This window comes from Novosphingobium aquiterrae, from assembly GCF_042434435.1.
In the GTDB taxonomy this organism is placed as follows: Bacteria; Pseudomonadota; Alphaproteobacteria; order Sphingomonadales; family Sphingomonadaceae; genus Novosphingobium; species Novosphingobium aquiterrae.
The window spans coordinates 240397-266629 of record NZ_JBHLTL010000004.1 but is presented as its reverse complement, the minus strand read 5'-3'; the positions used below and the strand labels follow the sequence as shown (position 1 = coordinate 266629).

Genomic DNA, 26233 nt, shown 5'->3' with positions numbered 1-26233 from the left:
TTCAGCTCATCACCCCTGCGCCACTGAAGGTCACTTCGCCCTTGTTGCTGCCGCAGTCCTGCACCGGATCGGGCTTGGCCGGAACGCGCTGGTAAATCTGGCTGAGGTCACGGCTGTCGCGCACGTTGAATGCAGCGATCGCCTTGATTTCCTTGTTGGCGATGATCGCACCGGCAATCAGCGGCTGATATGTGTAGCGCACCTCGACGAAGATCACCCCGTCATCCGGTTCCGCTGTTATTTCGCCTCCTTTGGGCCCCATTCCCGATACGGTATCGCCCTGGTTGCCATAGCTGGACGCTACGACCTTGGCCCCGCGGCATCGCTGCCAGTGGATGTACTGCTTGCCGCCGCCTGGCTGGACTTCGAGGCTGCTGATGAAAATCCGCCCGTATTTGTAGATGTTGACGGATTTTCCCGCCTGTATCTGCGCGCCGACAATCACATCGTTGAGGTCGCTTTCGTAGATCTTGCGGTTTTTCAACTGCGAGGTATCGCCAATGCGCGATGCGTTGTCGGCCAGATGGGTCGCCAGTTGGTTGATCTTCATGTTGACCAGAACGAAGTTGGCTTGTTCGACCCCGTAGAGCCCGGCAAACATCAGAAATGGCGCGCCCAGCGCGAACTCGGTCATCGCGACGCCCGAGGGATTGCGCAAAAGCGCTTTCAGGGCGGTCCGCACGCTCACGGGCAATTCCCGACCGGCGGAGCCTTGGGTGCGCCCTGAACCCCATAGGGCTGGTTGCGCAGCACCGTGGTGGACTTGAGCGTGAAGTCCTTGTTCTGGCCCGGCAGCCAGGCGGCGATCGGAACCAGACGCGGATATTTCACGGTGACCGTGTACAACACCGCATCGCGTGCGCCGCCAAAGCCGGCTGCGCCGGGATCGATGTCCCATTTGCCATTGCCATTGGCATCTTCGAACGGTTCGCCGTTGTCGCAGATGCTGTTCGCGTTGCCGTCGCTATAGTCTTCCGGCCGGGCTACGCGGGAAAAGCTGGCGTATGATTTGCGGTCGAAGGTCAGGACGGCGTTGGCCGCAACTGTGTGCACTTCACCCGTCACAATCGCATCAAACGAAGCCTGCTTTGCCTCAGCACCTTCGATGGTAGAACCGCGCGCCGCGCGCTGGATCGCGCCCTGCAGCATCTCGTTGGTGTAGACGTTGTAGCCCAGGTCGAAAATGCCGAGCAGAAGCACCATCAGGGCCGGAGCGACCAGCGCAAACTCGACGATCGTGACGCCTTGCCGGTCCTGGCCAAGGCGGCGCAGGAAGGTGATCATTTGGCGATCCTCAAATCGCCCATCTGCTGCGCGATCTTGGTGAATGTGTCGGACAGCGTTGCCGCATCCTTCGCCTCAAAAGCGTGTCCGTCACCAGCGCATTCCTTCATGATCGGATTGAGGGCGGTACCAAAGCTGATCACCCAGACAGTGACGTTGCGCTTTTTCACCTCGTTGCAGGCCACAGTGAAGCGCTTCTCCACCACCTGCGTCAGGGTTAGTCCGCCTTTTGGGTTGGCCGGATCCCAGCGCCGCCGGTCCAGAGGCTCGACGCCGTAGCTGGCGTAGGAATAGTCCAGCGGTGCAGTCTGCCCGTCGGTCAGGAAGATCAGGTGGCGGCTGGTCGGCTTGCCGTCGATATCGGCGTTGTCAGCGGCGAACAGCCCTGTCGGCGATATCATCCGGCCACCCCAGATCATCCCGATATCGTGGTACGTGCTGCCTTCGGGTGTCAGTGATTTGAGGTAGGTATCCAGCGTACCCGCGTCGAGCGTGTCGAGCTTGCGCGCCGGGGTCGGGCAGACGGCAAGACCGGCCCAGAACGGCATCAGGTACGTATCGTGGTTCTTGACCGGGTTCACTTCCCAGGTTCCCGAACCGTCCCACCACATGCCGCGATCGAAAATGAACCCGGGAATCAGCGGGCGCCACTGCGTCTTCGGATTCTTTGGGGTCGGAACCAGATCGATATCCAGATCGAGCGCCTTGGTCAGATCGACTTTCGTGTAGTCGTCGATTTCGTAGGTATCGCGTTCCTCGACGCAGCCCTTGAACTGCGCCCACAGGGGCTGGACATTTTCGGGTGTTCCGTCGGCCGGAATGCTGTTCCAGTCGCCGATTTTGAGCGGATCGCCGTTCGACCCCTTGGTCCATTGCACGTCAAGCGACAGCGGCTGATAGATCCAGGCCGATTTTTCCTTGGTCACGGTCCAGTCGCGGACATAGGCGGTGAACCTGGCCCCGTTGACAGTGATCTTGCCGTCGCTCCCCGTTGAACAATAGTACTCGATCCCGTCGATTTGCTGACGTCCCGCTCCGGTGCCGTCGCTGCTATAGCCGCCGGAAATATCCTTGTAGGTGGCGGTATTGGACGGGCAGCTGGCTTGTTCGGTTGCGGGCAGATCCTCCCGCTTACCGCTTACGTAGGTTTCGTTCCAGACCAGCTGGCCGGCGCCGGTCGGCGCGGTCTTGCGGCTCTGATAGGTCCACTTGTCGACCATCCAGTCAGAGCGGAGCAGATTGCCGACATTGACGTTGGTCGAATAGGGCAGGAAGCCGTAACGGATTCGTGTGCCCTTGTTCTTGCTCTTTTCCAGCTGGTCGTAGAACGACTTCACCGTCGAGCGGAGGATTTCGATCTTTGGGGCAGGATCGCCGGGATTGGTATCGCGCATCGACCCGGTGGTATCCAGGACCATCATCACGTCGGTGTTGGAAAAGTTTAGCCGTGCCATGCAGGACACCTTCACGGCCACCGTCTTGTATCCGAAGACCTGCATGATCGTGGTCGGCACGTCGACACTGGCCAGCCCACTGATCGCCATGTCGGATTGCAGTGTCATTGTGAAGGCGCGGCCGGTCGTGCCAAAGGCGCCGTTGCCGAAGTTGAGATTGAAGAACTTGTCGCCGGTGGTCTGGACCGTGGCCGGGATGCCGGTCGGGAGCGAAGCACCCAGCTTCTTGCGGGCAGCCAGAACGCCGGCGTCGCAGGCCTGCTGCAGGCGTGCCTGGGTCAGATAGGTGCGACCCATGTCGACACCGCCGCCGATCATCGCCAAAAGGGGAAAAATCGATGCGGCAATCAGTGCCAGGGTATTGCCCGAATTGTCTCGTAGCAGGCGCGCCAGGACGTCGCCGCCCAAGGGCGCGTCGGCTTCTTTGCTCTGGCAAGTCATTGATTTTGCACCCGTTATGCCAGACACATTAGCAGGGCCGGGTAACGACGTCGCAAACGGACAGGGTTAATCAGACGTCAAAGAAGCGTGGAAGTCATGCGTTTTGCAGGGATTTTCCTATACACCTGACTTAACGAAGATCGGCCGCGAATAGCTTATCCGGAAGTCACCCATGCCCGCGAACTGCATGATGTTGGGCATGTCGTAAACGATCTTGAGCGTCTTTTCCGTCACCCCGCTGATCGATTGCGTGGATGCATCAGATACATAAGCGACCACGCCCGAGCCATCCAGCGAGTACGGCGCGGTGGTTGCCCGGCGACGCGCTTCTACGGCTATGTCGATGTTCGCCCGGCGAATCCCTTTTTGGTATTCGACCGTGGTCCAGCGCCCCGTTTCGTTGGCGATGGATCGCATCGAATTGTAAGTGCCCATCCACATTCCGGCCTGGACCACGCCCAGCACCATGGTGATTAGCAGCGGGGCGACGAGCGCGAACTCCACGGCTGCAGCACCTTCATTGCGGCGGCAAAGCGACTTGATCATGCGCACTCTCATCCGATCTGCACCATGCGGCTAACGGCCAGATTGATTGGCGCACCCACCCCGAAGTCGGTCCAGACCGGGGTATAGGTGTCCTTGAGCTTTAGCTTGAGATACGTGGAGACGGTCTTGGTCGAGCCGCAGGTCGTCTTGTCGGTGACATAGGACGTATCGCTGCCGCAACGATACATCCGGTCAATCGTGATGTTGCTGGTCGACACCCCGGTCGATCGCCTGATCACATCCTTCATCGCCGAAATCTGCGTGGTATTGTCGCTCCAACCGGCAAGCGCGATAGACATCGCCTCGTCTGCGCCTGCCTGCAACTCGTGCTGTCGTGCTATGACCTGGCTGACCTGATAGGTGCCCACACTCATCAAAACCAGCATCGGAGTGACCAATGCCGTTTCGATGACCACGGCGCCAGCCGTGTCGCGGATGAGTTTGAGCAGCTTGCGCATCACGCGACCAGCCTGACCGAGTTGCCAGTGCCGCCGACACTGACTGTGTTGATCACGTCGGTCGGGCAGAACCGCGTCATGTTCGCGGTGCCTTCGATGACGATGCGGGCAGCGGCCAGCACGAAGCACCGGGTCATGACGTTGGTCGTGCCGTCGAACACAACCGGGCTCTTTGGAAGATAAACCGTGCCATCCATGATGAAGCCGGAATTGCCGTTGATCTTGTCGAACTGGTTGCCAGGTGAATTGCGGTCTTCGAAGATCAGCATGTCTTTCAGCTGCGTCGCCTGCGTCGATGTCATGCCGCCGGCATTGGGATCGACCATCTCGTCGTAAGACATGGCACGCAGCATGGTGTTGGAACCGCCGTTGATCTTGATCCCGGCACCATTCTTGAGCACAAACATGACGCCGTCGCCGGTCAGTCTGTTCTGGGCGTTGATTGCCAGATCGCCGCCGTCGATCACGTAGACTCCCTTGGCCATCGTGGTGTCGCAGCTAATGGTGAAGTCGGAATAGGTTCCGGGCTGGGGATAGGCCCCCGCCGAAACGCTCCTGTTTTCGACCGATTGCACTACGCCCGTCTGATACATGATGATGTCGGTGCGGGTGTAGGTGGTCTTGTTGCCGGAAACGATCGGCACTTCGGCGCCCGTCGTTACGGTCCTCAGATTATTGATCTGCTGACCGACGGTGACCGCGCTCGTGAAGGTCACTTCCTTCACTTCGTTGCCTTGCGCCAGCAGCACTTCCCCACCACTGGTTTTCCAGGAGTTGCCGTTCGTGCTGGTGTAGACTTGCTTGTACTGCTTCCAGGTGCCCGCCACCTGGGCAACGTATTTGGTGCCACCATCCTGGCAGGTCAGCGTGCGCGGGGTGGGGTTGTTCGGCGGAGTCAGGTTGGCGAACGGGTCGCTCAGGTTTGACTGGTTTTCATAGATCTCGGTGTGACCATCGTTGAAGGCATCGTCGATCCCCCCCTCCGATACGATCCACCCGACATTGAAAGTCGCCCCACCGTTCTTGATCACCGAATCGGGGTTGTTCGACAGCGCCGCCGCGCCGCAGCCGGCGACAACGTAAGCGTTACCGCCGATGACGATTGCGCCGCGGGTCGTCGGATCGACTGCGATCAGGCAGCTGGTGAACGAACGGCCCTGAGCGAACGTTGCCTGGGCACGGGCGCTGACTGTTACGGCCTTGTTGGTCAGGAACGCGCTGAACGGCAAGCGCTTGGTCGCGCTGAAGCTGACGACGACGCTGTTTGCAGTCCCGCCCGACCAGTCGGCCTTGTTAACAGTCGGGACGGTGGAGAACGTGACTTGTTGCAGGTTTGCAGCAAGTTCCTGCTTGGCCCGGTTGATGTAAGCTTCGCCCGTGGCTCCGCCGACAAGAGACCATGCGCCAGCAAGCGCGGCCTGGTCCGCCGCGTACTGCATCTCGCGCTTCCACATGTACCACTGGGCCGTATCGACACCCAGGCCCGCGGCACCGATCAGCGCCGGCAACCCCGCTGCAACCAGCAAAGTGGCATTACCGCTGCCCTGACGGGCGAGTCGGCGCATTGTCCGCTTGAAGGTGCTCAGCATCATGCCCCCGATGAAAATATGGCCATTCAATCCCTAGCGCTTAAACCGCCACGGTTTGCGCTCCTTGAAGGATCAGGGTTAACAGGCGGATAAGGGGAGAAAGTTTGTGACTTGTGAAGGGGCGGCTATGATGGCTGCATGACGGCGGATTTATTGCGAGAAAGCTTGCCGGTGGAGCAGCGTCTGGCGCTGTCCTATGCCCCGGCAGCGGTGCGCAGAACCGTCCTCGCAGTGATGGCTCTCGACGCCCGCATGTCCAATGTCGTCGTCGGTGCGCGCGAGCCGATTATGGGGCAGATCCGGCTTGCATGGTGGCGCGAACGTCTGCGTGAAGTGCGCAGCGATCAACGCGGCGAGCCGTTGCTTGATTTTGTGTCAGACTGCGCAGTCGATCCGCTTGTCCTGACCGGGCTGATCGATGGCTGGGAAAGGCTGCTGGGCGATCCGGACGCTGCAGCCTTGGAAGCCCTGGCTGCTGCCCGTTCGCTCGCACTTGCCAGTGTCGCCGAAACCGATGCCGGTAATGGCGCTGCCCTTCGCACGGGCCGCGAATGGGCGTTGGCCGATCTGGGCCGTTTGCCCGACACCTGGGGGCGCCTGGCTTTGGCGCTGTCAGACTCCCAGACCTGGGCACCGGCCCGGTTGCCGCGCCGTCTGCGCCACATGGCAGTGCTGCACGCGCTGGCCCGGACGGGTCGAGCCAGCCGCCGCGGCCGCAACGCTGGATCCGTACTGGTCGCAGTCAGGGTTGGTTTGCTTGGCATCTAGGCTATGGTCAGTGCGATCCAACTTGCGGGAATCGCCGAACAATGAATCGCACCATCCTTGGCGCCGTGTCTGCCTTGCTGCTTGCCGCTTCGGGCCTGTTCTGGTGGCAGGGCCGCGCCGCGACCGAAGCTGCGGCACCGCCGCCGCCGCTGGCCCTGACCGATCAGGCAACCGACCCAGCTGCCGTCGAGGATGAAATTCCGACCGAGGACGGCGAAGGATTGCGCGGCGCTTCGCTGCCCCAGGCCAGTGAAGCCACGCGCGAGGAAAAGCGCTTCAACCGGCTTGACCGTAATCGCGATAATCTGATCAGCCGCATCGAAGCGCTGGCACCGCGGGTGGCGGCATTCCGCAAGCTGGATACCGATCATAACAATCTGCTGAGCTTCGAAGAGTGGGCGGTGATGACCGCGAACCGCTTCAAGAAGGCCGACGCCGATGGCAACCAGCAATTGACCCGGCCGGAATTCGCCACGACCAAGCCCAAGCCGTCCAAACACCCGACCTGCAAGTGTTGAATGACTGAGTCAAAGAATGCCCGCCCGGATCGAAATCCGGACGGGCATTCCAGGAGGGTTTCTGGTTTGACTTAGAAGTGGAAATTCATCCCGACGCGGACTTGATGCATCTTCAGGTCCTGGCGGATGGTTTCACCATAGGCCGGGCTCTGAAACGCACTGCCTGTAACGTAAGAGGTCTGGTACGTGGTATTGCCCTGATCGGTATAGGTGTAGTCGATCCTTGCCGAGATGTTCTGGGCAAACTTGTGCTCAATCCCACCGCCGACAACGTAGCCGTTGAACGTGTGGTTGAGCTTCGACGCCTTCTTGTAGTTGGCGCTCGAACTGATGTCCGCGCCCAACTCGGCGCGGGTCCAGCCCCAGCCGCCGGTGGCATAGATCAGCGTCTTGTCGATCGCGATCCCAAGCTTTCCTTTGACCGCGTAGGATGCCTTGGGATCAATGCGATTTTCGAACGTGTAAGTGGTCGGGGCGGTTGGGGCTCCCGGCGCGTACGTGGCCGATCGATTGTAGCTGGTCCGGCCCCCGAGCAGGGCAAAGTCAGCTTCAGCGCCAAGCACGAAGATTTCGCCGATCTGGGCATTGAAACCTGCCTGAACGCCGTAATTGGCATCCTTTACGCTCTGCTTGGCGGCCGAGTTTGCGATGACGAAGTCTCTCCGACCCGCGGTTTCCGCAGACCAGTTACCGCTGAGGGTGGTTGCTGACTTTGAATTGGATACATTGTAGCCCGCGCTGACTCCGACATAGGCACCGGTCCAGTCGCCGTCTTCGGCAAAGGCGGGAGTGGCAAAGCAGCAGGCTGCGGCGGCAATGATAACACGTTTCTTCATGGTCAAATCTCCTGGGGTGCCCGTGCACCTCCATTTGCCATGACGGAGTCCTTTCCGTTTTGCCTTGGTCGATGGTTGGTGAAATCAATGTACTGGTACATTGAATCTGCCTGTCCGAAGCTCAATCCGGCCGCGCCAATCCCGGAACGGCTTTTCCTATATACGTCCAGGGATGGTGCGCATTGCCCAATCGCTTTTCGGACCGACCGCAGGTCTGAGCGCCTGTCGCCACGCTCAAGACCGCAGGATCATGCATGAGCTGGCATCTGGCCGTTATTCAGTGCGGCACGCCAGGCTGCCAGATCCTGCTTGGCCCGACTGGTGTAGGCTTCCTTGCGTTGCTTCTTCTTTGTTCCGGGATGGGGTGGTGGGAACAGGCCGAAATTGATGTTCATCGGCTGATAGGTCTCGGCCTCTGCATCGCCGGTGATATGCGAGAGCAGCGCACCTAACGCGGTTGTCCGGGGAGGCGCTTCCCACGTGCTGCCGCACAGCTCTGTCCCGGTCATCAAACCTGCAAGCAGGCCGATCGCGGCGCTTTCGACATAGCCTTCGCAGCCGGTGATCTGTCCGGCAAAGCGGATGTGCGGCGCCGATTTGAGCCGCAATTGCCGGTCAAGCAAGACAGGAGAATTGAGAAAGGTATTGCGGTGCAGCCCGCCGAGGCGGGCAAATTCGGCATTCTCCAGACCGGGGATGGTCCGGAAAAGCCGGACCTGTTCCGCGTGCTTCAGCTTGGTCTGGAACCCGACCATGTTCCACAGCGTGCCCAGCTTGTTGTCTTGGCGCAGCTGGACCACGGCATAGGGCCAGCGGCCCTTGGGGAATTCCGGGGTGGCGTCATGCGGATTGTCCAGCCCGACCGGCTTCATCGGCCCGAAGCGCAGCGTATCCTCGCCGCGCGCGGCCATTACCTCGATCGGCATGCAGCCTTCGAAATAGGGCGTGCTGGCTTCCCATTCGCGGAATTCGGTCTTTTCGCCGTCGAGCAGGCCCTGATGGAACGCGCGGTACTGTTCGCGGGTCATCGGGCAGTTGATGTAGTCCTTGGTCTCGCCCTTATCCCAGCGACTGGCCATCCAGCACACGTCCATGTCGATGCTGTCGCGATAGACGATCGGGGCGATGGCATCGAAAAAGGCCAGGCTGTCGGCGCCGGTTGCGCTGCCGATGCTCTGCGCCAGGTTCGCTGCGGTCAACGGACCCGTCGCCACGATGGTCAGGCCGGCGGCGGGCAGGGTGTCGATCCGCTCGCGCACCACCTCCAACGTGGGCAGAGCAGCCAGCCGTCGCTCGACCTCGGCCGAGAAAACCTCGCGGTCAACCGCGAGCGCGGATCCGGCGGGAACCTGCGCCACGGCAGCAGCACCCATGATCAGGGAGTCGAACTGTCGCATTTCGTGATGAAGCAGACCGACCGCATTCTTTTCATGATCGTCGGAGCGAAAGCTGTTCGAGCAGACCAGTTCGGCCAGGCCGGCACCCTGGTGGGCCGGCGTCATATCGCCGCCGCCGCGCATTTCCGACAGGCGGACCTTTACGCCGCGTCGCGCCAGTTGCCAGGCCGCTTCGCTCCCGGCCATGCCGCCGCCGATAATGTGAACATCATACGCCATTGCGCGCCGCCCTAGCCTTGCGCGGCGGAGAATCCAACGCCAAGCATGGCGCTGAAGGGGATTGTCGATGCCGAAGCGTGCCTTGATTGAGAAGCGGCCGTGGTTGCTGGCCAGCCTGGTTGCCGGGATCAGCTTCTATTTCGTCAAGGACAGCCACTTGCCCGGGCTTTACCAGATGGCGTGGAAGGGGGCGGGGGTGGCGCTGCTGGCGGTCTATGCGCTGGTTCGGCACCACGGCCTGGATTCGCGGCAGATCGCAGCGGTGATGGCGCTGGGCGCGCTGGGTGATGTGCTGATCGAGATCGACATGCTGTATGGTGCGCTGGCGTTTCTGGCCGGGCACATCGTCGCGATCTGGCTCTATGCCCGCCATCGCCGCTCTGCATTGTCCACCAGCCAGCGCCTTCTGGCGATTCTGCTTGTCCCCACGGTGGTCTGGATTGCCTGGTCACTACCCGGCGATCCGATGGAACGACCTGGCATCGCACTGTATTCGACCGGTCTGGCGGTGATGGCCGCAATGGCCTGGACCAGCAACTTCTCGCGCTACAGGGTCGGGATTGGCGCGATGATGTTCGTGATTTCGGACCTGCTGATTTTTTCGCGGCTCGGTCCGCTCAGCGCCAGCGCCTTGCCCGGGCTGCTGATCTGGCCGCTGTACTATTTCGGACAGTTCCTGATCTGCACCGGCGTCATCGGTGAACTGCGCAGCCGGGATTCGGCAACCAAAGCGGCCATTCGCGCGTAATAGCCGGGCGAGGCACGGGGAGCACGACCATGCAGATCCAATTCTACAAGGCGAACGGGCATGACCGGACGCTGGCACCGAAGGATCTCGCGAAATTGCGGATCTCGGCCGACAGCCTGCTGTGGATCAACGGAACCAGTGCGGAGATTGCCGCACTGCCGTTGCCGGAGGCTTTGGCGGACGCTTTCGCAATGCACGATCCGGCCATGGAAACGGTGCGGGTCCATGACAGCTTCTACACTCTGTCCATCCCGGTGCTGAGCTTCCCCGGTGAGGAATCGTCGGGCGCACTGTCGCTGATCGTCGGGCAGGACTGGCTTCTGTCGGTCGGGGAAGGGGTGGCAACCGACTTCGAAGCGTTCATCGATCACGATGTCGGGGAGACGATGAAGGGCAAGCTGTCCGGATCGACCCTGGCTGTGGCCCTGATCGCCGACCACTTCGGGCGGGTTCATCACCGCATTGCCTCGATCAACCGCGAGATCGACCGGATGGAGGAGCGCGTCCTGACCGGGCGCGAAGGGCGCAACACCTTGCAGGTCATGGCGGTACTGCGCCGCCAGGTGTCACGCCTGCGCGAATTGATCGATTCGCTGCGCGGCACGGTGCACGCCCTGACCCGCCCGGACTTCCTGCCCGAAATGGCGGGCGAGGACCGGGCGCATTTCATGCACTTGCAGGCCGGTTTCGAGCGGCTGGAGGACGAAGTGGCGCGGGTGCGCGACACCGTGGTGGCCAGCTTCGATCTCTACGCCACGCGGGTGGCGCAGGATACCAACCGGCTGGTGCGCACGCTGACCTTCTTCACCATCGGCATCGGCCTGGTCGGCGCACTCGCCGGGGTGTTCGGGATGAACTTCAAGGTCGCGCTGTTCGAGAAGGGCGAGCAGGGCTTTTTCCTGGCCGCGTGGATCATGGCCGGCATTCTCATCGTGACCGCGGCGGTGGCTCTGGTCAGTTATCGCCGGCCCTGACCGGTCAGCCGTTCCAGGCGGCGATCGTGGTGCGATGCAACTCGCGGCGGTGGCCTTCGTAGCCGCCGGTGGCCTTGTGCAGCACCGAGCGGTTGTCCCACATCGTCAGCATCCCCGGCTCCCAGCGGTGTCGATAGACGAAGCGCTCGTCGCTCTGCCATTGCTGGAGTTCGAGCAGCAGCGGGAATGCTGCGCTGTCCGCCATGCCTTCGATCCCGACGATATAGCCCAGCGTCGAATAGAACCCGCGTCGCCCGGTTTCGGGGTGCGCTGGGACCAGCGGATGGGTCTGGGTCGCGCGGGCCGATTCGTCGGGCCGGATGTCCATGCTGCGGCCCTTGTCCTTTGCGCCATAGCTGCCGTCGGGGGCATAGGCGAGGCGGGCGGAATGGATCGCGATCAGATCGGTGAGATCGGCCTGACGCGCGGCGGGCAGGGCCTCCCACGCCAGATGCTGGTTGGCGTAAAGCGTGTCGCCACCGACCGGGGGAATGTCGACCGCGTTGAGGCAGGTGCCAGAGGGCGGACGGGCCTGAAAACTCCAGTCGGTGTGCCAGTTTTCGGCAAATAGCGGGCTCTGCTCGTCGGCCTCGCGGCGGATCGCGGCGATATGCTGGCGGCCCCGGATCGGCGCAAAAAACGGATCATCGCCGAAGTCGCCGAAGCAGAGTGTGAAGGCTTCGAGCTGGTCATCGTCCAGATGCTGGTCGGGAAAGGCCAGCACGTGATGCTCAAGCCAGATCGCGCGAATCTCGGCGATCGTTGCGGGATCGAGACTGCGCGACAGGTCGAGCCCGGTCACGCGCGCACCGCACGCCTGACGGCTTGGCTCGACCCGCAGCGCCATCAGCCGTCGCCAACCACGATGGCGCCGTCTTCCGGTTCGCCGCCACCGGGCTCCTCGGCGTCGTCGCCGGTATCGGCCAGCCGCACGGCGCTGACCACGTGTTCCTCGTCGGCGACATTGAACAGGCGCACCCCGGCGCTGTTGCGGCCGATCACCCGCATCGATTCGAGCGGCAGGCGGATCAGCTTGGCCTGGTCGGTCACCAGCATCAGCTGATCGCTCTTGGTTGCAGCAAAGCTGGCCACGACCAGTCCGTTGCGGGCGATGTTGTCGATATTGGTGATGCCCTGGCCGCCGCGACCGGTGCGGCGATATTCATAGGCCGAACTCATCTTGCCATAGCCATTGGCGCAGACAGTCAGGATGAATTGCTCGCGCTCGGCCAGCTCGGCCATGCGTTCGGGTGCAATCGACGGTTCGCCATCCTTCTCGCCCTTCCACGGGGCATAGCGGACGTAGTCCTCACGTTCCTCGCTGCTGGTGCCGACGCGGTGGAGGATCGAAAGCGAGATAACCTCGTCGTCGCCCTTCAGCGTCATGCCGCGCACGCCGGTAGAGGTGCGGCTCTGGAACTCACGCACGTCATCGCCGGCAAAGCGGATCGCCTTGCCCTGGCGCGTGGCGAGCAGGACATCGTCGCTCGCCTCAAGCAGAGCCACGCCGATCAGGCGGTCTTCGCTGTCTTCCTCGAAGCGCATCGCGAACTTGCCGTTGCTGGGTACGTTGGTGAACAGTTCCATCGAATTGCGCCGGACATTGCCCTTGGCGGTAGCGAAGACCACCGACAGGCTGGCCCATTCGGCCTCGTCCTCGGGCAGGGGCAGGACGGTCTGGATCGTCTCGTCCTTGTCCAGCGCGGGGAGCAGGTTGACGATCGGGCGGCCGCGGGTGGCGGGACCGCCTTCGGGCAGCTTCCACACCTTGAGGCGATAGACCTTGCCCGCAGTCGAGAAGAACAACACCGGATTGTGGGTGCTGGTGACGAACATGCTCGTCACCACGTCCTCGTCCTTGGTCGCCATCCCGGCACGGCCCTTGCCGCCGCGGTTCTGCGCGCGAAAGGTGGAAAGCGGGGTGCGCTTGATATAGCCGTCCATGGTCACGGTGACGACCATCTCGTCGCGCTCGATCAGATCCTCGTCCTCGATCCCGTCGGCGGCGGCGGTGATTTCGGAGAGGCGCGGCGTGGCATAGGCATCGCGGATCGCGGTCAGCTCATCGCGCATCACGCCGTAGAGCTTGACCCGGTCGCCCAGGATCGAAAGGAATTCGGCGATCGCCAGCGAGAGTTCCTTGAGCTCGTCGCCGATTTCGTCGCGGCCCAGTGCGGTCAGGCGGTTGAGCCGCAGCTCGAGGATCGCCTTTACCTGCGCTTCGGACAGGCGATAGGTCCCGTCCGCCTGCTCGGCAGTTGGCTCGATCGCTTCGACCAGCGCAATGTAGGGCGCAATTTCCCCAATCGGCCATTCGCGCGTCAGCAGTGCATCGCGCGCCGCAGCGGGGTTGGGCGAGGCGCGGATGATCCGCACCACCTCATCAAGGTTGGTCACCGCGACCACCAGGCCGAGCAAGATATGCGCCCGATCGCGCGCCTTGTTGAGCTCGAACTTGGTGCGGCGTGTGATCACTTCCTCGCGGAAGGCGATGAAGGCGGCGATGAAATCGCGCAGCATCAGCACTTCGGGGCGGCCGCCGCGGATCGCCAGCATGTTCGCCGGGAAGCTCGATTGCGCCGGCGTGTTGCGCCACAACTGGTTGAGCACGACTTCGGGTGTCGCATCGCGCTTGAGCTCGATCACCACGCGCACGCCGAGCCGGCTCGATTCGTCGCGGATGTCCGAAATGCCCTCAATCCGCTTTTCCTTGGCGGCTTCGGCGATCTTTTCGACCAGACCCGACTTGCCGACCTGATAGGGGATGGAGGTCAGCACGATCGAGCGGCGATCGTTGCGGCCTTCCTCGATCTCGTGGCGGCAACGCATGATGATGCTGCCGCGCCCCTCGGTATAGGCCTTGCGCGCGCCCGACAGGCCCAGGATCAGCGGGGCGGTGGGAAAGTCCGGCCCGGGGATGATCTCGAACAGTTCTTCCGAGGTGATCTCGGGCCGGTCCATGAAGGCCAGGCAACCGTCGATCACTTCACCCAGGTTGTGCGGCGGGATGTTGGTTGCCATGCCCACCGCGATCCCGCCCGCGCCGTTGACCAGCAGGTTGGGAAAGCGCGCCGGCAGAACCGTCGGCTCCTGGCGCGAACCGTCATAGTTCTCGGTGAAATCGACCGTATCCTTGTCGAGATCGTCGAGCAGGGAATTGGCGACCCGGGCGAGGCGCGCTTCGGTATAGCGCATCGAGGCCGGCGGATCAGGGTCCATCGAACCGAAATTGCCCTGGCCGTCGATCAGCGGCAGACGCATCGACCAGTCCTGGGTCATGCGCGCCAGGGCATCATAGATCGCGCTGTCGCCGTGCGGGTGATAATTGCCCATCACGTCGCCGACGATCTTGGCGCTCTTGCGATAGGGCCGACCGGCGACGAAGCCGCCTTCCTGGCTGGCGAAAAGGATGCGGCGGTGGACCGGCTTCAGGCCGTCACGCACGTCGGGCAGGGCGCGCGCCACGATCACGCTCATCGCGTAATCGAGGTAGCTGGTCTTCATCTCGTCGACGATGTCGACGCGCTGGAAATCACCCTGCGGGCCGACCGGTCCGGAGTCGTTGGAATCGATGTTTTCGTTGTCGTCGCTCACGCGGAAATCAGCCGTTTGTTTCTGGGAATGGACTAGCGTTCCCGGCACTAGGGCATGGGCGCGGTGAAGGCCAGCGCAGGTGGCCCGGACGCGCCTAAAAATGCGCTGTTTTCCACACTTCCCGCGCCGATTGTGAACGCCATGGCAGCGGTCTATTCAAATGCGGTTCAGCGCATCGGCCCTAGTGCGCGCCCCTGTTGCCAAACAGGCGAATTCCCGCCATTTGGCTTGTCGGAAGGAATTGGTTGTGTCGGTTCGGGAAACTGACCCGTTCGGACCACCAAGAAGGAGACGAATGTCATGATCCGCAGCACTTATCTCACCCGTTCGGCCCTGGGCCTGGCCCTCGCGCTGGGCGCAGCTGCCGGCACTGCCGTTCCGGCACTGGCCAAGGAAAAGCCCGCGGCTGCCCCTGCGGCCGCAAAGATCACGCTCTCAAAGCCGGTCATGGCGCTCTACAATCCGATGAAGGCGGCGATCGACAATGCCGGCAAGCGCCAGGACGTGGTCGAAGCCAAGGCCGCCGTTACCGCGGCAGGAAATGCCGTCAACGCCGCGTCGGGCAAGACCGCCCGCGCCGCCGCGCGCACCAATTATGACGCTGCGGTCAAGGCGCTGGGCGACAAGCTGAGTGCCGAAAAGACCCAGCTCGAACAGTTCCGCGCCGCCGGCACCGTCGCCGATGACAAGTACGCCTATGGCCAGCTGGCCTTCGCGCTGGGCAAGCTGGCCGAAGACAAGAGCCTTCAGCGCACCGGGCTGGCGGCTTCGGTCGAAAGCGGCAAGCTGACCCCGGAACAGGCCGCAGAGTTCAATTTCTTCGTCGGCGCGCTTGCCTATGACATGCGTGACTATGCCGCAGCGCGTACCGCGTTGCAGGCGGCTTCTGCGGCCGGCTATACCAAGAACGACGTCGAAGGCATGTTGGCCGAAGCCTATATCAACGACAACCAGGCGGCTGCCGGGCTCAAGATTCTGCAGGATGCAGTGGCCAAAAAGGGTGCGACCGCGCCCGAGGACTGGCTGCGCCGCGGCGAAGTCGTCGCCTATCAGGCCAAGCTGCCCGACCAGGCCGCATCATTCGGCGCACAGCTGGTCCGCGGCTATCCCACCACCCAGAACTGGGCGCTGGCGATTGCCGTGCTGCGTGACCTCAGCCGCTATCCGTCGCAGGACATGATCGATCTGCTGCGCCTGATGGACCGTACCGGCAGCTATATGGAAGCGCGTGATTACATCGACTACATCGAAGCCGCCGACGCCCGCCGTTCGCCGGGTGAAGTGCTGAAGGTGCTGAACGCCGGCGTCGCTTCTGGCAAGCTGACCGCCAGCAACGTGACCGTTGCCGAAGCGCGGACCATCGCCACCCAGCGTCTGGCCGGGGACAAGGCCTCGCTCCCGGGTCTTGATCGCGATGCCCGTGCCGCCGGCGCTACGGCTGTCGTGACGATGGCTGCGGCTGATGCCTTCCTCAGCTACGATCAGCCGGCCAAGGCGGCCGAACTGTATCAGATCGCGCTGACCAAGCCGGGTATCGATACCGCCCGCGCCCTGACTCGGCTGGGCATTGCCCAGATCGATATGGGCCAGGCGGCTGCTGCGCAGGCGACCTTCGCCAAGATCGAAGGGCCCCGCAAGCAGATGGCGATGCTGTGGTCGGCCTATGCCGCGAACAAGGCGGCACCGGCTGCGGCACAGTAAGCTTTGCCATTCAGAACACGGGAAGGGCGGTGCGCAAACGCCGCCCTTTTCCTATGAGCGTCAGGTGATCGGTGCGAAGTCGCCCGTATCTTCGTCCAGCACATGCAGGATGCCGTCGGAAATCGCAAAGAAGGCACCGCGCAGGCGCAGCAAGCCGGCGCGCTCCTTGGCTTCAACCCAGGGAAAGGTGCGTAGGTTGCCAAGGCTGGCCTTGACCCCGGCGTGTTCCATCGCGCGTTCGGCTTCGCGACCTTGCGTACCGAACTGCGCCACGATCGGTGCGCGCGCCTCATCAAGCAAGGCAATCCAATCGGCAACAAAGCCGCCTTCGCCATGGCTGGCACCATGCATCTCGCGGGTCAGTGCGGCCTTGCAGCCGCCGCACATGCCGTGGCCCATGACCACGATTTCCTTCACGCCCAGCACCTGCACGGCAAATTCCAGCGCCGCTGACACGCCGTGATGGCCCGGCGTCGTTTCGAACGGCGGGACCATTGCAGCCACATTGCGAACAACGAAAATCTCACCCGGATCGACATCGAAGATCTGCGCCGGATCGACCCGGCTGTCGCTGCAGGCAATGACCATGACTTCGGGCTGCTGGCCTTCGCGAAGGCTTGCCCAGCGTTCGCGATTCGATGTCCAGGCCTGGTTGCGGAAGCGGCGATATCCAGCGATCAGATGATCGAGTTCGGGGGAGAAAGCATCGGTCATGGCAGCCCTAATGGCGTCAAATTTTCACGCTGGCAAGCCGCGCGCCAAGCGCCTAGAGGAGCGCGGATGAACGACCTTTCCTCCGCTCCGAAAAGCGAACGCCAGCGCAAGCCCGACTGGATCCGGGTCAAGGCGCCGACCAGCAAGGGTTACGGTGAAACCCGCCAGCTGATGCGCGATCTGCGGCTGAATACGGTGTGCGAGGAAGCGGCCTGCCCGAACATCGGCGAATGCTGGACCAAGAAGCACGCCACGGTGATGATCCTGGGTGATGTCTGCACCCGTGCCTGCGCCTTCTGCAACGTCAAGACCGGGATGCCGCGCACCGTCGATCCGCTCGAGCCGGAGAACGTCGCCGTCGCGGCGGCCAAGCTGGGGCTGGAACACATTGTCATCACCTCGGTCGACCGCGACGACTTGCCGGACGGCGGCGCGGGTCAGTTCGTCAAGGTGATCGAGGCGCTGCGCCGCAACACCCCGTCAACGACGATCGAGATTTTGACCCCGGATTTCCGCGGCAAGATGCGCGAAGCGGTCGAGGCGATCGTCGCCGCCGGGCCCGACGTTTACAACCACAACCTCGAAACCGTGCCGCGGCTTTATCCCACGATCCGCCCAGGCGCGCGCTATTACGCGTCGCTGCGCCTGCTTGAAGAGGTCAAGCGCCACAATCCGCTGATCTTCACCAAGAGCGGCATCATGCTGGGCCTGGGCGAACAACGCCTGGAGGTGCACCAGGTGATGGACGACATGCGTAGTGCCGGGATCGATTTCCTGACCATGGGGCAATACCTTCAGCCGACCCCGCGCCATACCGCGGTCATCGATTTCGTGACGCCGCAGGCGTTCAACGCCTATGGCGCGATTGCCCGGGCCAAGGGTTTCCTGCAGGTCGCGTCGAGCCCGCTGACCCGCTCAAGCTATCACGCCGGCGACGATTTCCGCGCGATGCGCGATGCCCGCGCGGCGCAGCTGGCCAAGGCTGCCATCAGGGGCTGATGCCGGGCATTCGCGAACTGCGCCGCCTACCCTGGTCGGCCGAGCAGATGTTCGATCTGGTCGCCGATGTGGCCCGCTATGCGGAATTCCTGCCCTGGGTCGTGGCCACGCGGGTCCGCTCGAACAGCGATACCGAAATGGTCGCCGACATGATGGTCGGCTTCAAGGCGCTGCGCGAAAAGTTCACCTCACGCGTGGTCAAGCAGCGCCCACAGCGGATCGAAGTCATCTATATCGACGGGCCGATGCGCGATCTCGATAACATCTGGCTGTTCCGCCCGCTGGAGGGCGGCGGGTGCGAAATCGAATTCCAGGTGGATTTTACGTTCCGCAATGCCGTGTTCGAAGCGCTTGCCGGGCAATACTTCGATCGTGCGTTCCGCCGCATGGTTGCGGCCTTTGAGGAGCGCGCGGAAAAGCTTTACGGCAGCAGCAGTTCGAGTGCGACGAGCGCCGCTTCATAGCGGACTGCGGCGCGACCACCGTCTTCAAACCAGCGCTCTTCGGCAACGGCATCCTCTTCGATCTCGCCTCTGACGGCACGGGCAAAGACGACGGTCCCGACAGGCTTCTGGTCTGAGCCACCGGCAGGTCCGGCAATGCCGCTGATTGCCACGGCAACATCCGCGCGGCTGCGGGTCAGCGCGCCTTGTGCCATGGCCCAGACACAGGCGATCGAGACTGCACCGAAGGTATCGATGATATCCATCGGAATACCCAGCACTTCGTGCTTGGATTCGTTCGAATAGGTCACGAAGCCGCGATCGAGCACGGCCGATGATCCGGCCACTTCGGTCAGCGCCGCCGCCACCAGCCCGCCGGTGCAGCTTTCGGCCAGGGCGATGGTCCGTCCCGCCGCAGCATTTTCGCGAACGACACGTTCGGCCAGGGCGACCAGATCGTCAGGCAGCAGGTTCACGGGTGTTTTGTCCAATCCTTGCGAATCATGGCGCGCGCATTGGTCCCGTTGCGCCGGAAAAGCCAGCGCTCAGTTGGCCAGCAGCGTTGCCGCGGCCTGACATGCGATGCCTTCGCCGCGCCCGGTGAAACCCAGCCGCTCGGTCGTGGTGGCCTTTATGCTGACCGCGCCCGGCGGCGTGCCCAGCAGTTTGGCAAGCCGCGCCCGCATGGCATCGCGATGCGGGCCGATCTTCGGCGCTTCGCAGATGATCGTCACGTCGACGTTGCCAATGCGGTAACCGGCCTGCGCCGCAAGGCCGACCGCATGAGTCAGAAAGCGATCCGATGAAGCGCCGCGCCACTGCGGATCGCTGGGCGGGAAGTGACTGCCGATATCGCCCTGGCCGATCGCCCCGAAGATGGCATCGACCAGAGCGTGGATCGCCACGTCGGCATCGCTGTGGCCCGCCAGACCATGGGTATGGGGAACGCGGATTCCGCAAAGCCACAGATCTTCGCCAGCGGCCAGCCGGTGAACGTCATATCCAGTGCCCATGCGAACGGGCAGGATTTCGGCAAAGTCGGCGGCGTAAGTCAGCTTGTGCAACGCTTCATCTCCATCCACCATCGCCACGCTAAGTCCAGCCGCCTGCGCGACCTGGGCATCATCGCCCGCTTGCGCGTCTCCGTCCCAGCTTCGGTGTGCTGCAAGAATGGCAGCGTATGCAAAGGCCTGGGGGGTCTGGACCCTGCGCAAATGCTCGCGCCGCGCTGGCGCTCCCATTTCGCTTCCTTCGGCATGGGCCAGACTGTCGACGACCGGCAGAACCGGAATCGCCGCCACGTGGCTGTCCAGCGCTGCTTGAAGCCGGGCAATGACAGTTGCGGGGACAATCGGCCTGGCGGCATCGTGGATCAGGACATGATCAGGTGCCGCCCCAGCCAGTGCTTCCAGCGCGCGGCGCACCGATAGCTGCCGGGTCGCGCCGCCAGTGACCAGGGCGATTCCGTTGATCCCCTCCAAGGCAAGCCTGGCCAAGTCCTCTGCGCCTTCAGGAACCGCGACGACAATCGGATCGCAACCCGCCGCGGCCAGCGCCTCGACGGAATGGCGCACGACGGGCTTGCCGCGCCACAGGGCAAACTGCTTGGGCACAGGCTGACCTGCGCGCAGGCCCTGTCCGGCAGCAACGATGACGGCGGCAGTACGGGGCAGGGAGAAAGGGGCGCTCATCACCTCTGCCGGTAAGCGCTTGCCGCGCGCGGAGCAATTCCCTATGTGCTGCCTAAATTTTAGGCACAGACGCAATGAATCCGCTTCCTTCCCCGCCGCCGCTCGCCCCGATCATGGTCGGGCCGGTGCGCATCGATTGCCCGGTGATCCTGGCGCCGATGACCGGCGTCACCGACCTACCGTTCCGCCGCATGGTGCGGCGCTTTGGTTCGGGCCTCAACGTCACCGAAATGATCGCCAGCCCCGCGGCGATCCGCGAAACCCGCCAGTCGGTGCAGAAGGCGGCATGGGATCCGGCGGAAGAGCCGGTGTCGATGCAACTGGTTGGCTGCGCGCCGAGAGAGATGGCCGAAGCGGCCAAGCTGGTCGAGGACCGCGGCGCTGCAATCATCGACATCAACATGGGCTGTCCCGTGCGCAAAGTGACCAGCGGCGATGCCGGATCGGCGCTGATGCGCGACCTCAAGCTGGCCGCCAGCCTGATCGAGGCGACGGTCAAGGCGGTCAAGGTGCCGGTCACTGTAAAGATGCGCATGGGCTGGTGCCACGACAGCCTCAACGCCCCCGAACTGGCGCGGATCGCACAGGATATCGGCGCGCAGATGATCACCGTCCACGGCCGCACGCGCAATCAGATGTACAAGGGCAGCGCCGACTGGGGCTTCGTTCGCAAGGTCAAGGACGCAGTGACCATTCCGGTGATCGTCAATGGCGACATCTGCGGGATCGAGGATACGGCAACCGCGCTCGCCCAGTCGGGTGCCGACGGCGTAATGATCGGGCGCGGAGCCTATGGCCGTCCGTGGCTGCTGGCGCAGGTCATGCACTGGCTCAAGACTGGCCAGCAACTACCCGATCCGGCGCTGCAACAGCAGCTTGACCTGATCCTTGAGCACTACGCCTGGATGCTCGACCTGTACGGTGAAGACACCGGGGTGAAAATGGCGCGCAAGCATCTGGCCTGGTACACCCGCGGCCTCCACGGCTCTGCCACGTTCCGCAACATGGTCAATTTCGTCGACGATCCGCGCGAAGTGATGCGCCAGTTGCAGGACTTCTACGCGCCGTTCCTCGACCGGCAGGCGGCCTGACCGATGGATGCCCAGCGCCAGCTGTCGAGCCTTCCGCTCGCGGTGGTGCTGCTATCGCCAGGTCAGGCTGTTGCCGCGGCCAATCCAGCTGCCGAACAACTCTTTGGGCAAAGCCTGCGTCGGCTGAAGGGACGCGCGCTGGCTGATCTGATGACATTTGACGAGCCGTTGCTGGCCGACCGGCTGCTGGAAGCCGATGCCAATGTCTCGGCTCGGGCGACCGACGTGCTGATCGTCGGCCAGGGGCCGCGGCGGATCGATGTGGTGGCCGCACCGCTGGTCGATCAGCCGGGGTGGCAAGTGCTGACGCTGCACGATATTGGCGGGGCCGAGGCGATGCGCGACAATGCTGCACGGGGCGAGGAAGGCGTGCTGCGCGCGCCCGCAATCCTGGCGCATGAAATAAAGAATCCTCTGGCCGGAATCCGCGGCGCCGCGCAGTTGCTGGGGCGCAAGCTTGACGGCAACGAACGCGCGATGACCACGCTGATTGCCGACGAGGTCGACCGGATCGCCAAGCTGATCGACCAGATGCAAACCCTGTCGCGGCGCAACTCGCCCGATCTTGCGCCGTGCAACCTCCATGAGGCAATCCGCCGGGCCAAGGCAGTGATCGAGGCTGGCGGCAAGGCACCGGTTATCGGCGAGGAGTTCGATCCGTCGCTTCCCCTGGTCAGCGGCAATGTCGATGCGCTGGTCCAGGTTCTGATCAACCTCATCGCCAATGCCGCGGATGCCTGCCGTAGCGCGCCCAATCCATCGATCACGGTCCGCACCCGCTTTGCCAGCGGTCTCCAGCTCCATCAGGGTGCCGATGGTGCACCGGTGCGCCTGCCGATCGAGCTGCGGGTCAGCGACAACGGGCCAGGGATCGACCCGACCTTGCGCGAACATGTGTTCGAACCCTTTGTAACCTCGAAAAAAAGCGGGCAGGGGCTGGGCCTGGCGCTGGTGCGGCGACTGGTCCGCGACATGAACGGGCGGATTACCCACGACCGCGACGACCAGACTGGGATCACCCATTTCCGTGTGCACCTGCCGATGGCAGACAACGGGAAATCCCGTGCCCGGGAGCAGGCGGCATGAGTGTCTTGCTGGTCGAAGACGACGCATCGATCGCCATTGTCATAACCGCCGCGCTCGAGGCCGAGGGCTTTGCCGTAACCCGCTGCGACAGCGTGGCCGAGCGGGACCGGCTGCTCGCCGCTGGCCGCTATGATGCGCTGGTGACCGACGTGATGCTGACGGACGGCGACGGGATCGAAACCATCGACGCCGTGCGCCGCGCTGCGCCCGACATGCCGATCATTATCCTGTCGGCGCAGAACACGCTCGATACCGCGGTGCGCGCCAGTGATACCGGCGCGTTCGAATATTTCCCCAAGCCCTTCGATATCGACGAACTGGCACGGACAGTCCGCCAGGCAGTTGGGAGCAATTCCGCCCGCAGCGTTCCAAGCGAAGATGCACCGGTTGCCGGCTTGCCGCTGGTCGGACGCAGCGCCCCGATGCAGGCGGTCTACCGGATGATCACGCGCGTCCTGCGCAACGATCTGACCGTGCTTGTGCTGGGCGAGAGCGGCACCGGCAAGGAACTGGTAGCCGAAGCCATCCACCAGCTTGGCCAGCGCAAGTCCGGGCCCTTCATTGCGGTCAATACCGCCGCGATTCCCGGCGAATTGATCGAAAGCGAGCTGTTCGGGCACGAAAAGGGCGCCTTCACCGGCGCCGTAGCGCGGCACATCGGCAAGTTCGAGCAGGCGCAGGGCGGCACCCTGTTCCTGGACGAGATTGGCGACATGCCGATGCAGGCCCAGACCAGGCTGCTGCGCGCGCTGCAATCGGGCGCCATCCGCCGGGTTGGCGGGCGCGATGAAATCACCGTCGACGTCCGGATTATCGCAGCGACCAACCGCAATCTCGAACCGATGATCGCCGCCGGCACGTTTCGCGAGGACCTCTACTACCGTCTCAACGTCGTGCCGATCACGCTTCCGCCGCTGCGCGAACGTGCAGACGATATCGCGGCCCTGGCGCGGCATTTCCTGGCCCTGGCCGCCGGCGAGGGGCTGCCGCGACATAGCCTGTCCGAGGATGCAGCCGAACTGATCGCGCAGCAGGCGTGGCGCGGCAACGTCCGTGAACTGCGCAATTTCATCTACCGGCTTGCGTTGCTGGCCCGCGAAGACACGATCAATGCTGCGGCAGTGCAACCGTTGCTGGCCGCAAATGCGCGTCCCGATGCAGGCGACGGCCAGGTGACGCTGGCGAGCGTCGTGCAGCACTGGCTAGACCAGAACGAACCCCCGTCGGGCTTGATCTACGATGCGGCCTTGGCCGCGTTTGAAAAGCCCTTGTTCACAGCGGTTTTGCGCCGGACGGGCGGCAATCAGCTGCGCGCGGCGCAAGTGCTGGGGATCAATCGCAACACGCTGCGCAAGCGCTTGCATGAATTGTCGATTGATCCGCTCGACGTCGTTCGCCCCGGTTGAACGCAACTCGTCGGAAAAACCTTGCAACACTGCAACAGTGGTGTTGTAACTGAGCAACGATGCAGTTGCTAAGCAACACCGCCGGCAATCAGGCGTGGCCCCGCTGGTGGCGCCGCGTTCAGATTGCCGCGCGCCGCGCGAACTTCTTCGTCGTCATGTTTGCGCTGTCGGTCGTCGCCTTCCTGGCAATGACGGTCGTCACCTGGTTTGCCCTGTCGGCGCAGGACGCGCGCGGCCAGCTGGTACCGTCCAACTTAACCGCTGTCCTGCTGGTCGGCACGCTGGTCCCAGCGATGGCGATCATCGTGCTGATCGGCCGTTACCTGGCCTTGCGCCGCTCGGAGCAGCTGGCCGGGGGCGGGGGGATGCACGTCCGCCTGGTGTTCTTCTTCTCGATGATTTCGGCCGTGCCGACGCTGCTGGTGGTGGTCTTCGCCTCGTTCCTGTTCCAGTCGGGCGTCGAGTTCTGGTTTTCCGACAATTCGCGCGGCCTGCTGGAAAACGCCAACAACCTCGCGCGCGGCTATTCGGCGCAGTCGCAGAACGAGCTGAAGTACGACAGCCTGGCCATGGCCGCGGACCTTCGCGACGAGATGACCCGCACCCCGATCGCCAGCCAGGATTTCCGCGACTACTATTTGTATCAGGTACTTAATCGCAAGATCAACGAAACCACGATCCTCCAGAAGGGTGCCGACGGCATTCTGCATAAGACGGCATTCACCCGCGGTGAGGCGCCGCTGTCAGAGATATCGGCCGACGCGATCCGCCAGCTTGATCAGGGTGTCGATATCGTCATCAGCACGACCTCGAACTCGATCCGCGCAGTCACCCCGATCGACCGGCGGACGGGAACCTATCTTTACGCCTCGCGAAAATCGGATCTGCTGTCGACCAGCCAGGCCGAAAACATCGTCCGCGCTTATGACCAGCTGACCAAACGCGCACGGATCCAGCAATTGCGCTTCAACATCCTGCTGTTCATCGCCAGCCTTGCGCTGGTCGGCCTGTCGGTGTGGTTCGCGCTGCGCTTTGCCGACCGCCAGGTAAAGCCGCTCTACGATCTGGTCGATGCCGCCCGTCAAGTCGGCTCGGGCAATTTCTCGATGCGGATCGAGGCACGCCGCGGGGCAGACGAAATCGGCCTGCTCAACCGGGCGTTCAACCGCATGACCCAGCAACTTGAGCGCCAGACCCAGGCGCTGGTCGGCGCCAACCAGCAACTCGACGATCGCCGCGCCTTCATCGAGGCGGTACTCGATTCGGTCACCGCCGGGGTGATTTCAACCGATCCCGAAGGGACGATACTGCTGGTCAACGGCTCTGCCCACAAGCTGCTGCTTGACAAGGATTCGTCGCCGCCGGTGGGGCAGAAGCTGGTCGATATTGCGCCGCAGCTGGCCGGGTTGGCTGAAAGCGGCAGGCAAGGCGGGGTGGTGCAATATGCGCGGGGCAGTGAACTGCTGACCCTGGCGGTCAAATCGACCCGCGAACCGAGCGGTTATGTCATCACCTTCGAGGACATCACCCGGCAACTGCTCGATCAGCGCCAGGCCGCCTGGTCCGATGTCGCCCGCCGCATCGCGCACGAGATCAAGAATCCGCTGACCCCGATCCAGCTCGCTACCGAACGGCTCAAGCGGCGCTACACCAAGCTGGTCACCGCCGATGCCGCACTGTTCGAGGAGCTGACCGGGACGATCATCCGCCAGGTCGGCGATCTGCGCCGCATGGTCGACGAATTCTCCAGCTTTGCCCGCCTGCCCAAGCCCGTGTTCCGGGGCGAGGATCCAGTCGATCTGGCCCGCCAGGCGCTGTTCCTGCAGGAAGTCGCGCGGCCCGACATCAACTTCGCTTTTTCGGCCGACGCCGACATAGGGATCATCGCCTGTGACCGGCACCAGTTCGGCCAGGCCATGACCAACGTCCTCAAGAATGCGGTCGAAGCGGTCGAAGCGCGCCAGAAGACCGCCGATACCGACTATCGCGGTTCGATCACGGTGACCCTGACGGGATCGACCGAGGATGTCGTCGTCAGGATAGCCGACAACGGCATCGGCCTGCCGCAGGACCGTGAGCGGATCGTCGAGCCCTATGTCACCACGCGCGAGAAGGGCACCGGGCTCGGCCTGGCGATCGTCAACAAGATCGTCGAGGAGCACGGCGGCGAAATGAGTTTTGCCGCGGGCGAGATCGACGGCGCGGTGGTCTGCCTGCGCTTTGCCCGCGATCCGCTGTCAAACCAGACCAAGTCCGAAGCCGCCGAATGACCGACC

General features: G+C 63.2%; 24 protein-coding genes. 11 read left to right on the top strand and 13 right to left on the bottom strand.

Going from position 1 to position 26233, the window contains the following annotated elements:
* Position 1: 1 nt before the first annotated feature.
* From ACFFF7_RS07240 to ACFFF7_RS07215, 6 genes are all read right to left on the bottom strand, one after another.
* Positions 2-688: a TadE/TadG family type IV pilus assembly protein gene (locus ACFFF7_RS07240; protein WP_379480699.1), complete on the bottom strand. Its 687-nt coding sequence runs from the start codon at positions 686-688 to the stop codon at positions 2-4.
* On the bottom strand, positions 685-1284 hold the full coding sequence (locus tag ACFFF7_RS07235) for a TadE/TadG family type IV pilus assembly protein (protein ID WP_379480698.1): 600 nt from the start codon (positions 1282-1284) through the stop codon (positions 685-687). Before ACFFF7_RS07235 ends, ACFFF7_RS07240 begins: the two co-directional genes overlap by 4 nt.
* On the bottom strand, positions 1281-3179 hold the full coding sequence (locus ACFFF7_RS07230) for a pilus assembly protein (RefSeq protein ID WP_379480697.1): 1899 nt from the start codon (positions 3177-3179) through the stop codon (positions 1281-1283). Before ACFFF7_RS07230 ends, ACFFF7_RS07235 begins: the two co-directional genes overlap by 4 nt.
* Positions 3180-3296: 117 nt before the next feature.
* Positions 3297-3725: a TadE/TadG family type IV pilus assembly protein gene (locus ACFFF7_RS07225; RefSeq protein WP_379480696.1), complete on the bottom strand. Its 429-nt coding sequence runs from the start codon at positions 3723-3725 to the stop codon at positions 3297-3299.
* 8 nt (positions 3726-3733) lie between these two features.
* Positions 3734-4183 carry a TadE/TadG family type IV pilus assembly protein gene (locus tag ACFFF7_RS07220; protein ID WP_379480941.1) on the bottom strand — a complete coding sequence of 150 codons (450 nt, stop codon included), beginning with the start codon at positions 4181-4183 and terminating at the stop codon, positions 3734-3736.
* Positions 4183-5775, bottom strand: coding sequence for a pilus assembly protein TadG-related protein (locus tag ACFFF7_RS07215; protein WP_379480695.1), 1593 nt, complete (start codon positions 5773-5775; stop codon positions 4183-4185). The genes ACFFF7_RS07220 and ACFFF7_RS07215 overlap by 1 nt, the downstream gene beginning before the upstream one ends.
* Positions 5776-5943: 168 nt before the next feature.
* Between ACFFF7_RS07215 and ACFFF7_RS07210 the strand changes: the two genes are divergently transcribed.
* Together ACFFF7_RS07210 and ACFFF7_RS07205 are read left to right on the top strand one after the other, a co-directional pair.
* Entirely contained in the window at positions 5944-6540 is a 597-nt protein-coding gene (locus ACFFF7_RS07210) for a hypothetical protein (RefSeq protein ID WP_379480694.1), read from the top strand.
* Between the two features lie 41 nt (positions 6541-6581).
* A complete protein-coding gene (locus ACFFF7_RS07205; RefSeq protein ID WP_379480693.1) occupies positions 6582-7058 on the top strand; it encodes an EF-hand domain-containing protein in 477 nt (158 codons plus the stop codon).
* A gap of 71 nt (positions 7059-7129) precedes the next feature.
* Here ACFFF7_RS07205 and ACFFF7_RS07200 read toward each other — a convergent pair whose 3' ends face one another.
* Positions 7130-7894 (bottom strand): outer membrane protein, encoded by a 765-nt coding sequence (locus ACFFF7_RS07200; protein WP_379480692.1) that lies wholly within the window; start codon positions 7892-7894, stop codon positions 7130-7132.
* 248 nt (positions 7895-8142) lie between these two features.
* Positions 8143-9510: a methylenetetrahydrofolate--tRNA-(uracil(54)-C(5))-methyltransferase (FADH(2)-oxidizing) TrmFO gene (gene trmFO / locus ACFFF7_RS07195; RefSeq protein WP_379480691.1), complete on the bottom strand. Its 1368-nt coding sequence runs from the start codon at positions 9508-9510 to the stop codon at positions 8143-8145.
* Between the two features lie 67 nt (positions 9511-9577).
* On the opposite strand from trmFO, the gene ACFFF7_RS07190 reads away from it, so the two are divergent.
* Positions 9578-10258 carry a lysoplasmalogenase gene (locus ACFFF7_RS07190; RefSeq protein ID WP_379480690.1) on the top strand — a complete coding sequence of 227 codons (681 nt, stop codon included), beginning with the start codon at positions 9578-9580 and terminating at the stop codon, positions 10256-10258.
* Between the two features lie 29 nt (positions 10259-10287).
* Positions 10288-11232 (top strand): magnesium transporter CorA family protein, encoded by a 945-nt coding sequence (locus tag ACFFF7_RS07185; protein WP_379480689.1) that lies wholly within the window; start codon positions 10288-10290, stop codon positions 11230-11232.
* A gap of 4 nt (positions 11233-11236) precedes the next feature.
* Here the strand turns inward: ACFFF7_RS07185 and ACFFF7_RS07180 are convergent, their stop codons facing one another.
* Both ACFFF7_RS07180 and gyrA read right to left on the bottom strand, forming a co-directional pair.
* Entirely contained in the window at positions 11237-12079 is an 843-nt protein-coding gene (locus ACFFF7_RS07180; protein ID WP_379480688.1) for a TauD/TfdA dioxygenase family protein, read from the bottom strand.
* Positions 12079-14826 (bottom strand): DNA gyrase subunit A, encoded by a 2748-nt coding sequence (gene gyrA, locus ACFFF7_RS07175; protein WP_379480687.1) that lies wholly within the window; start codon positions 14824-14826, stop codon positions 12079-12081. The genes ACFFF7_RS07180 and gyrA overlap by 1 nt, the downstream gene beginning before the upstream one ends.
* 300 nt (positions 14827-15126) lie before the next feature.
* Between gyrA and ACFFF7_RS07170 the strand changes: the two genes are divergently transcribed.
* The gene (locus ACFFF7_RS07170) at positions 15127-16527 is read left to right on the top strand and encodes a hypothetical protein (protein ID WP_379480686.1); all 1401 of its coding nucleotides are present in this window, start codon (positions 15127-15129) and stop codon (positions 16525-16527) included.
* Between the two features lie 60 nt (positions 16528-16587).
* Here ACFFF7_RS07170 and ACFFF7_RS07165 read toward each other — a convergent pair whose 3' ends face one another.
* Positions 16588-17241, bottom strand: coding sequence for a carbonic anhydrase (locus ACFFF7_RS07165; RefSeq protein ID WP_379480685.1), 654 nt, complete (start codon positions 17239-17241; stop codon positions 16588-16590).
* A gap of 66 nt (positions 17242-17307) precedes the next feature.
* Here ACFFF7_RS07165 and lipA point away from each other — a divergent pair, with 66 nt between their 5' ends.
* Entirely contained in the window at positions 17308-18240 is a 933-nt protein-coding gene (gene lipA, locus ACFFF7_RS07160) for a lipoyl synthase (RefSeq protein ID WP_379480684.1), read from the top strand.
* A complete protein-coding gene (locus tag ACFFF7_RS07155) occupies positions 18240-18704 on the top strand; it encodes a type II toxin-antitoxin system RatA family toxin (RefSeq protein ID WP_379480683.1) in 465 nt (154 codons plus the stop codon). The genes lipA and ACFFF7_RS07155 overlap by 1 nt, the downstream gene beginning before the upstream one ends.
* Here ACFFF7_RS07155 and ACFFF7_RS07150 read toward each other — a convergent pair.
* Together ACFFF7_RS07150 and ACFFF7_RS07145 are read right to left on the bottom strand one after the other, a co-directional pair.
* Positions 18662-19159 (bottom strand): CinA family protein, encoded by a 498-nt coding sequence (locus ACFFF7_RS07150; RefSeq protein WP_379480682.1) that lies wholly within the window; start codon positions 19157-19159, stop codon positions 18662-18664. The two genes, ACFFF7_RS07155 and ACFFF7_RS07150, sit on opposite strands and share 43 nt — an antisense overlap.
* Positions 19160-19228: 69 nt before the next feature.
* Positions 19229-20374: a bifunctional 2-C-methyl-D-erythritol 4-phosphate cytidylyltransferase/2-C-methyl-D-erythritol 2,4-cyclodiphosphate synthase gene (locus ACFFF7_RS07145; RefSeq protein ID WP_379480681.1), complete on the bottom strand. Its 1146-nt coding sequence runs from the start codon at positions 20372-20374 to the stop codon at positions 19229-19231.
* Positions 20375-20448: 74 nt separating this feature from the next.
* Between ACFFF7_RS07145 and dusB the strand changes: the two genes are divergently transcribed.
* Genes dusB through ACFFF7_RS07125 form a run of 4 tightly spaced genes read left to right on the top strand, consistent with a single transcriptional unit; the run spans position 20449 to position 26227 of the window.
* Positions 20449-21465 (top strand): tRNA dihydrouridine synthase DusB, encoded by a 1017-nt coding sequence (gene dusB, locus ACFFF7_RS07140; RefSeq protein WP_379480680.1) that lies wholly within the window; start codon positions 20449-20451, stop codon positions 21463-21465.
* Positions 21466-21468: 3 nt separating this feature from the next.
* Positions 21469-22551 (top strand): two-component system sensor histidine kinase NtrB, encoded by a 1083-nt coding sequence (locus ACFFF7_RS07135; protein ID WP_379480679.1) that lies wholly within the window; start codon positions 21469-21471, stop codon positions 22549-22551.
* Positions 22548-23957 carry a sigma-54-dependent transcriptional regulator gene (locus ACFFF7_RS07130; protein ID WP_379480678.1) on the top strand — a complete coding sequence of 470 codons (1410 nt, stop codon included), beginning with the start codon at positions 22548-22550 and terminating at the stop codon, positions 23955-23957. Before ACFFF7_RS07135 ends, ACFFF7_RS07130 begins: the two co-directional genes overlap by 4 nt.
* A gap of 59 nt (positions 23958-24016) precedes the next feature.
* Positions 24017-26227: a sensor histidine kinase gene (locus tag ACFFF7_RS07125; RefSeq protein ID WP_379480677.1), complete on the top strand. Its 2211-nt coding sequence runs from the start codon at positions 24017-24019 to the stop codon at positions 26225-26227.
* Positions 26228-26233: the final 6 nt, after the last annotated feature.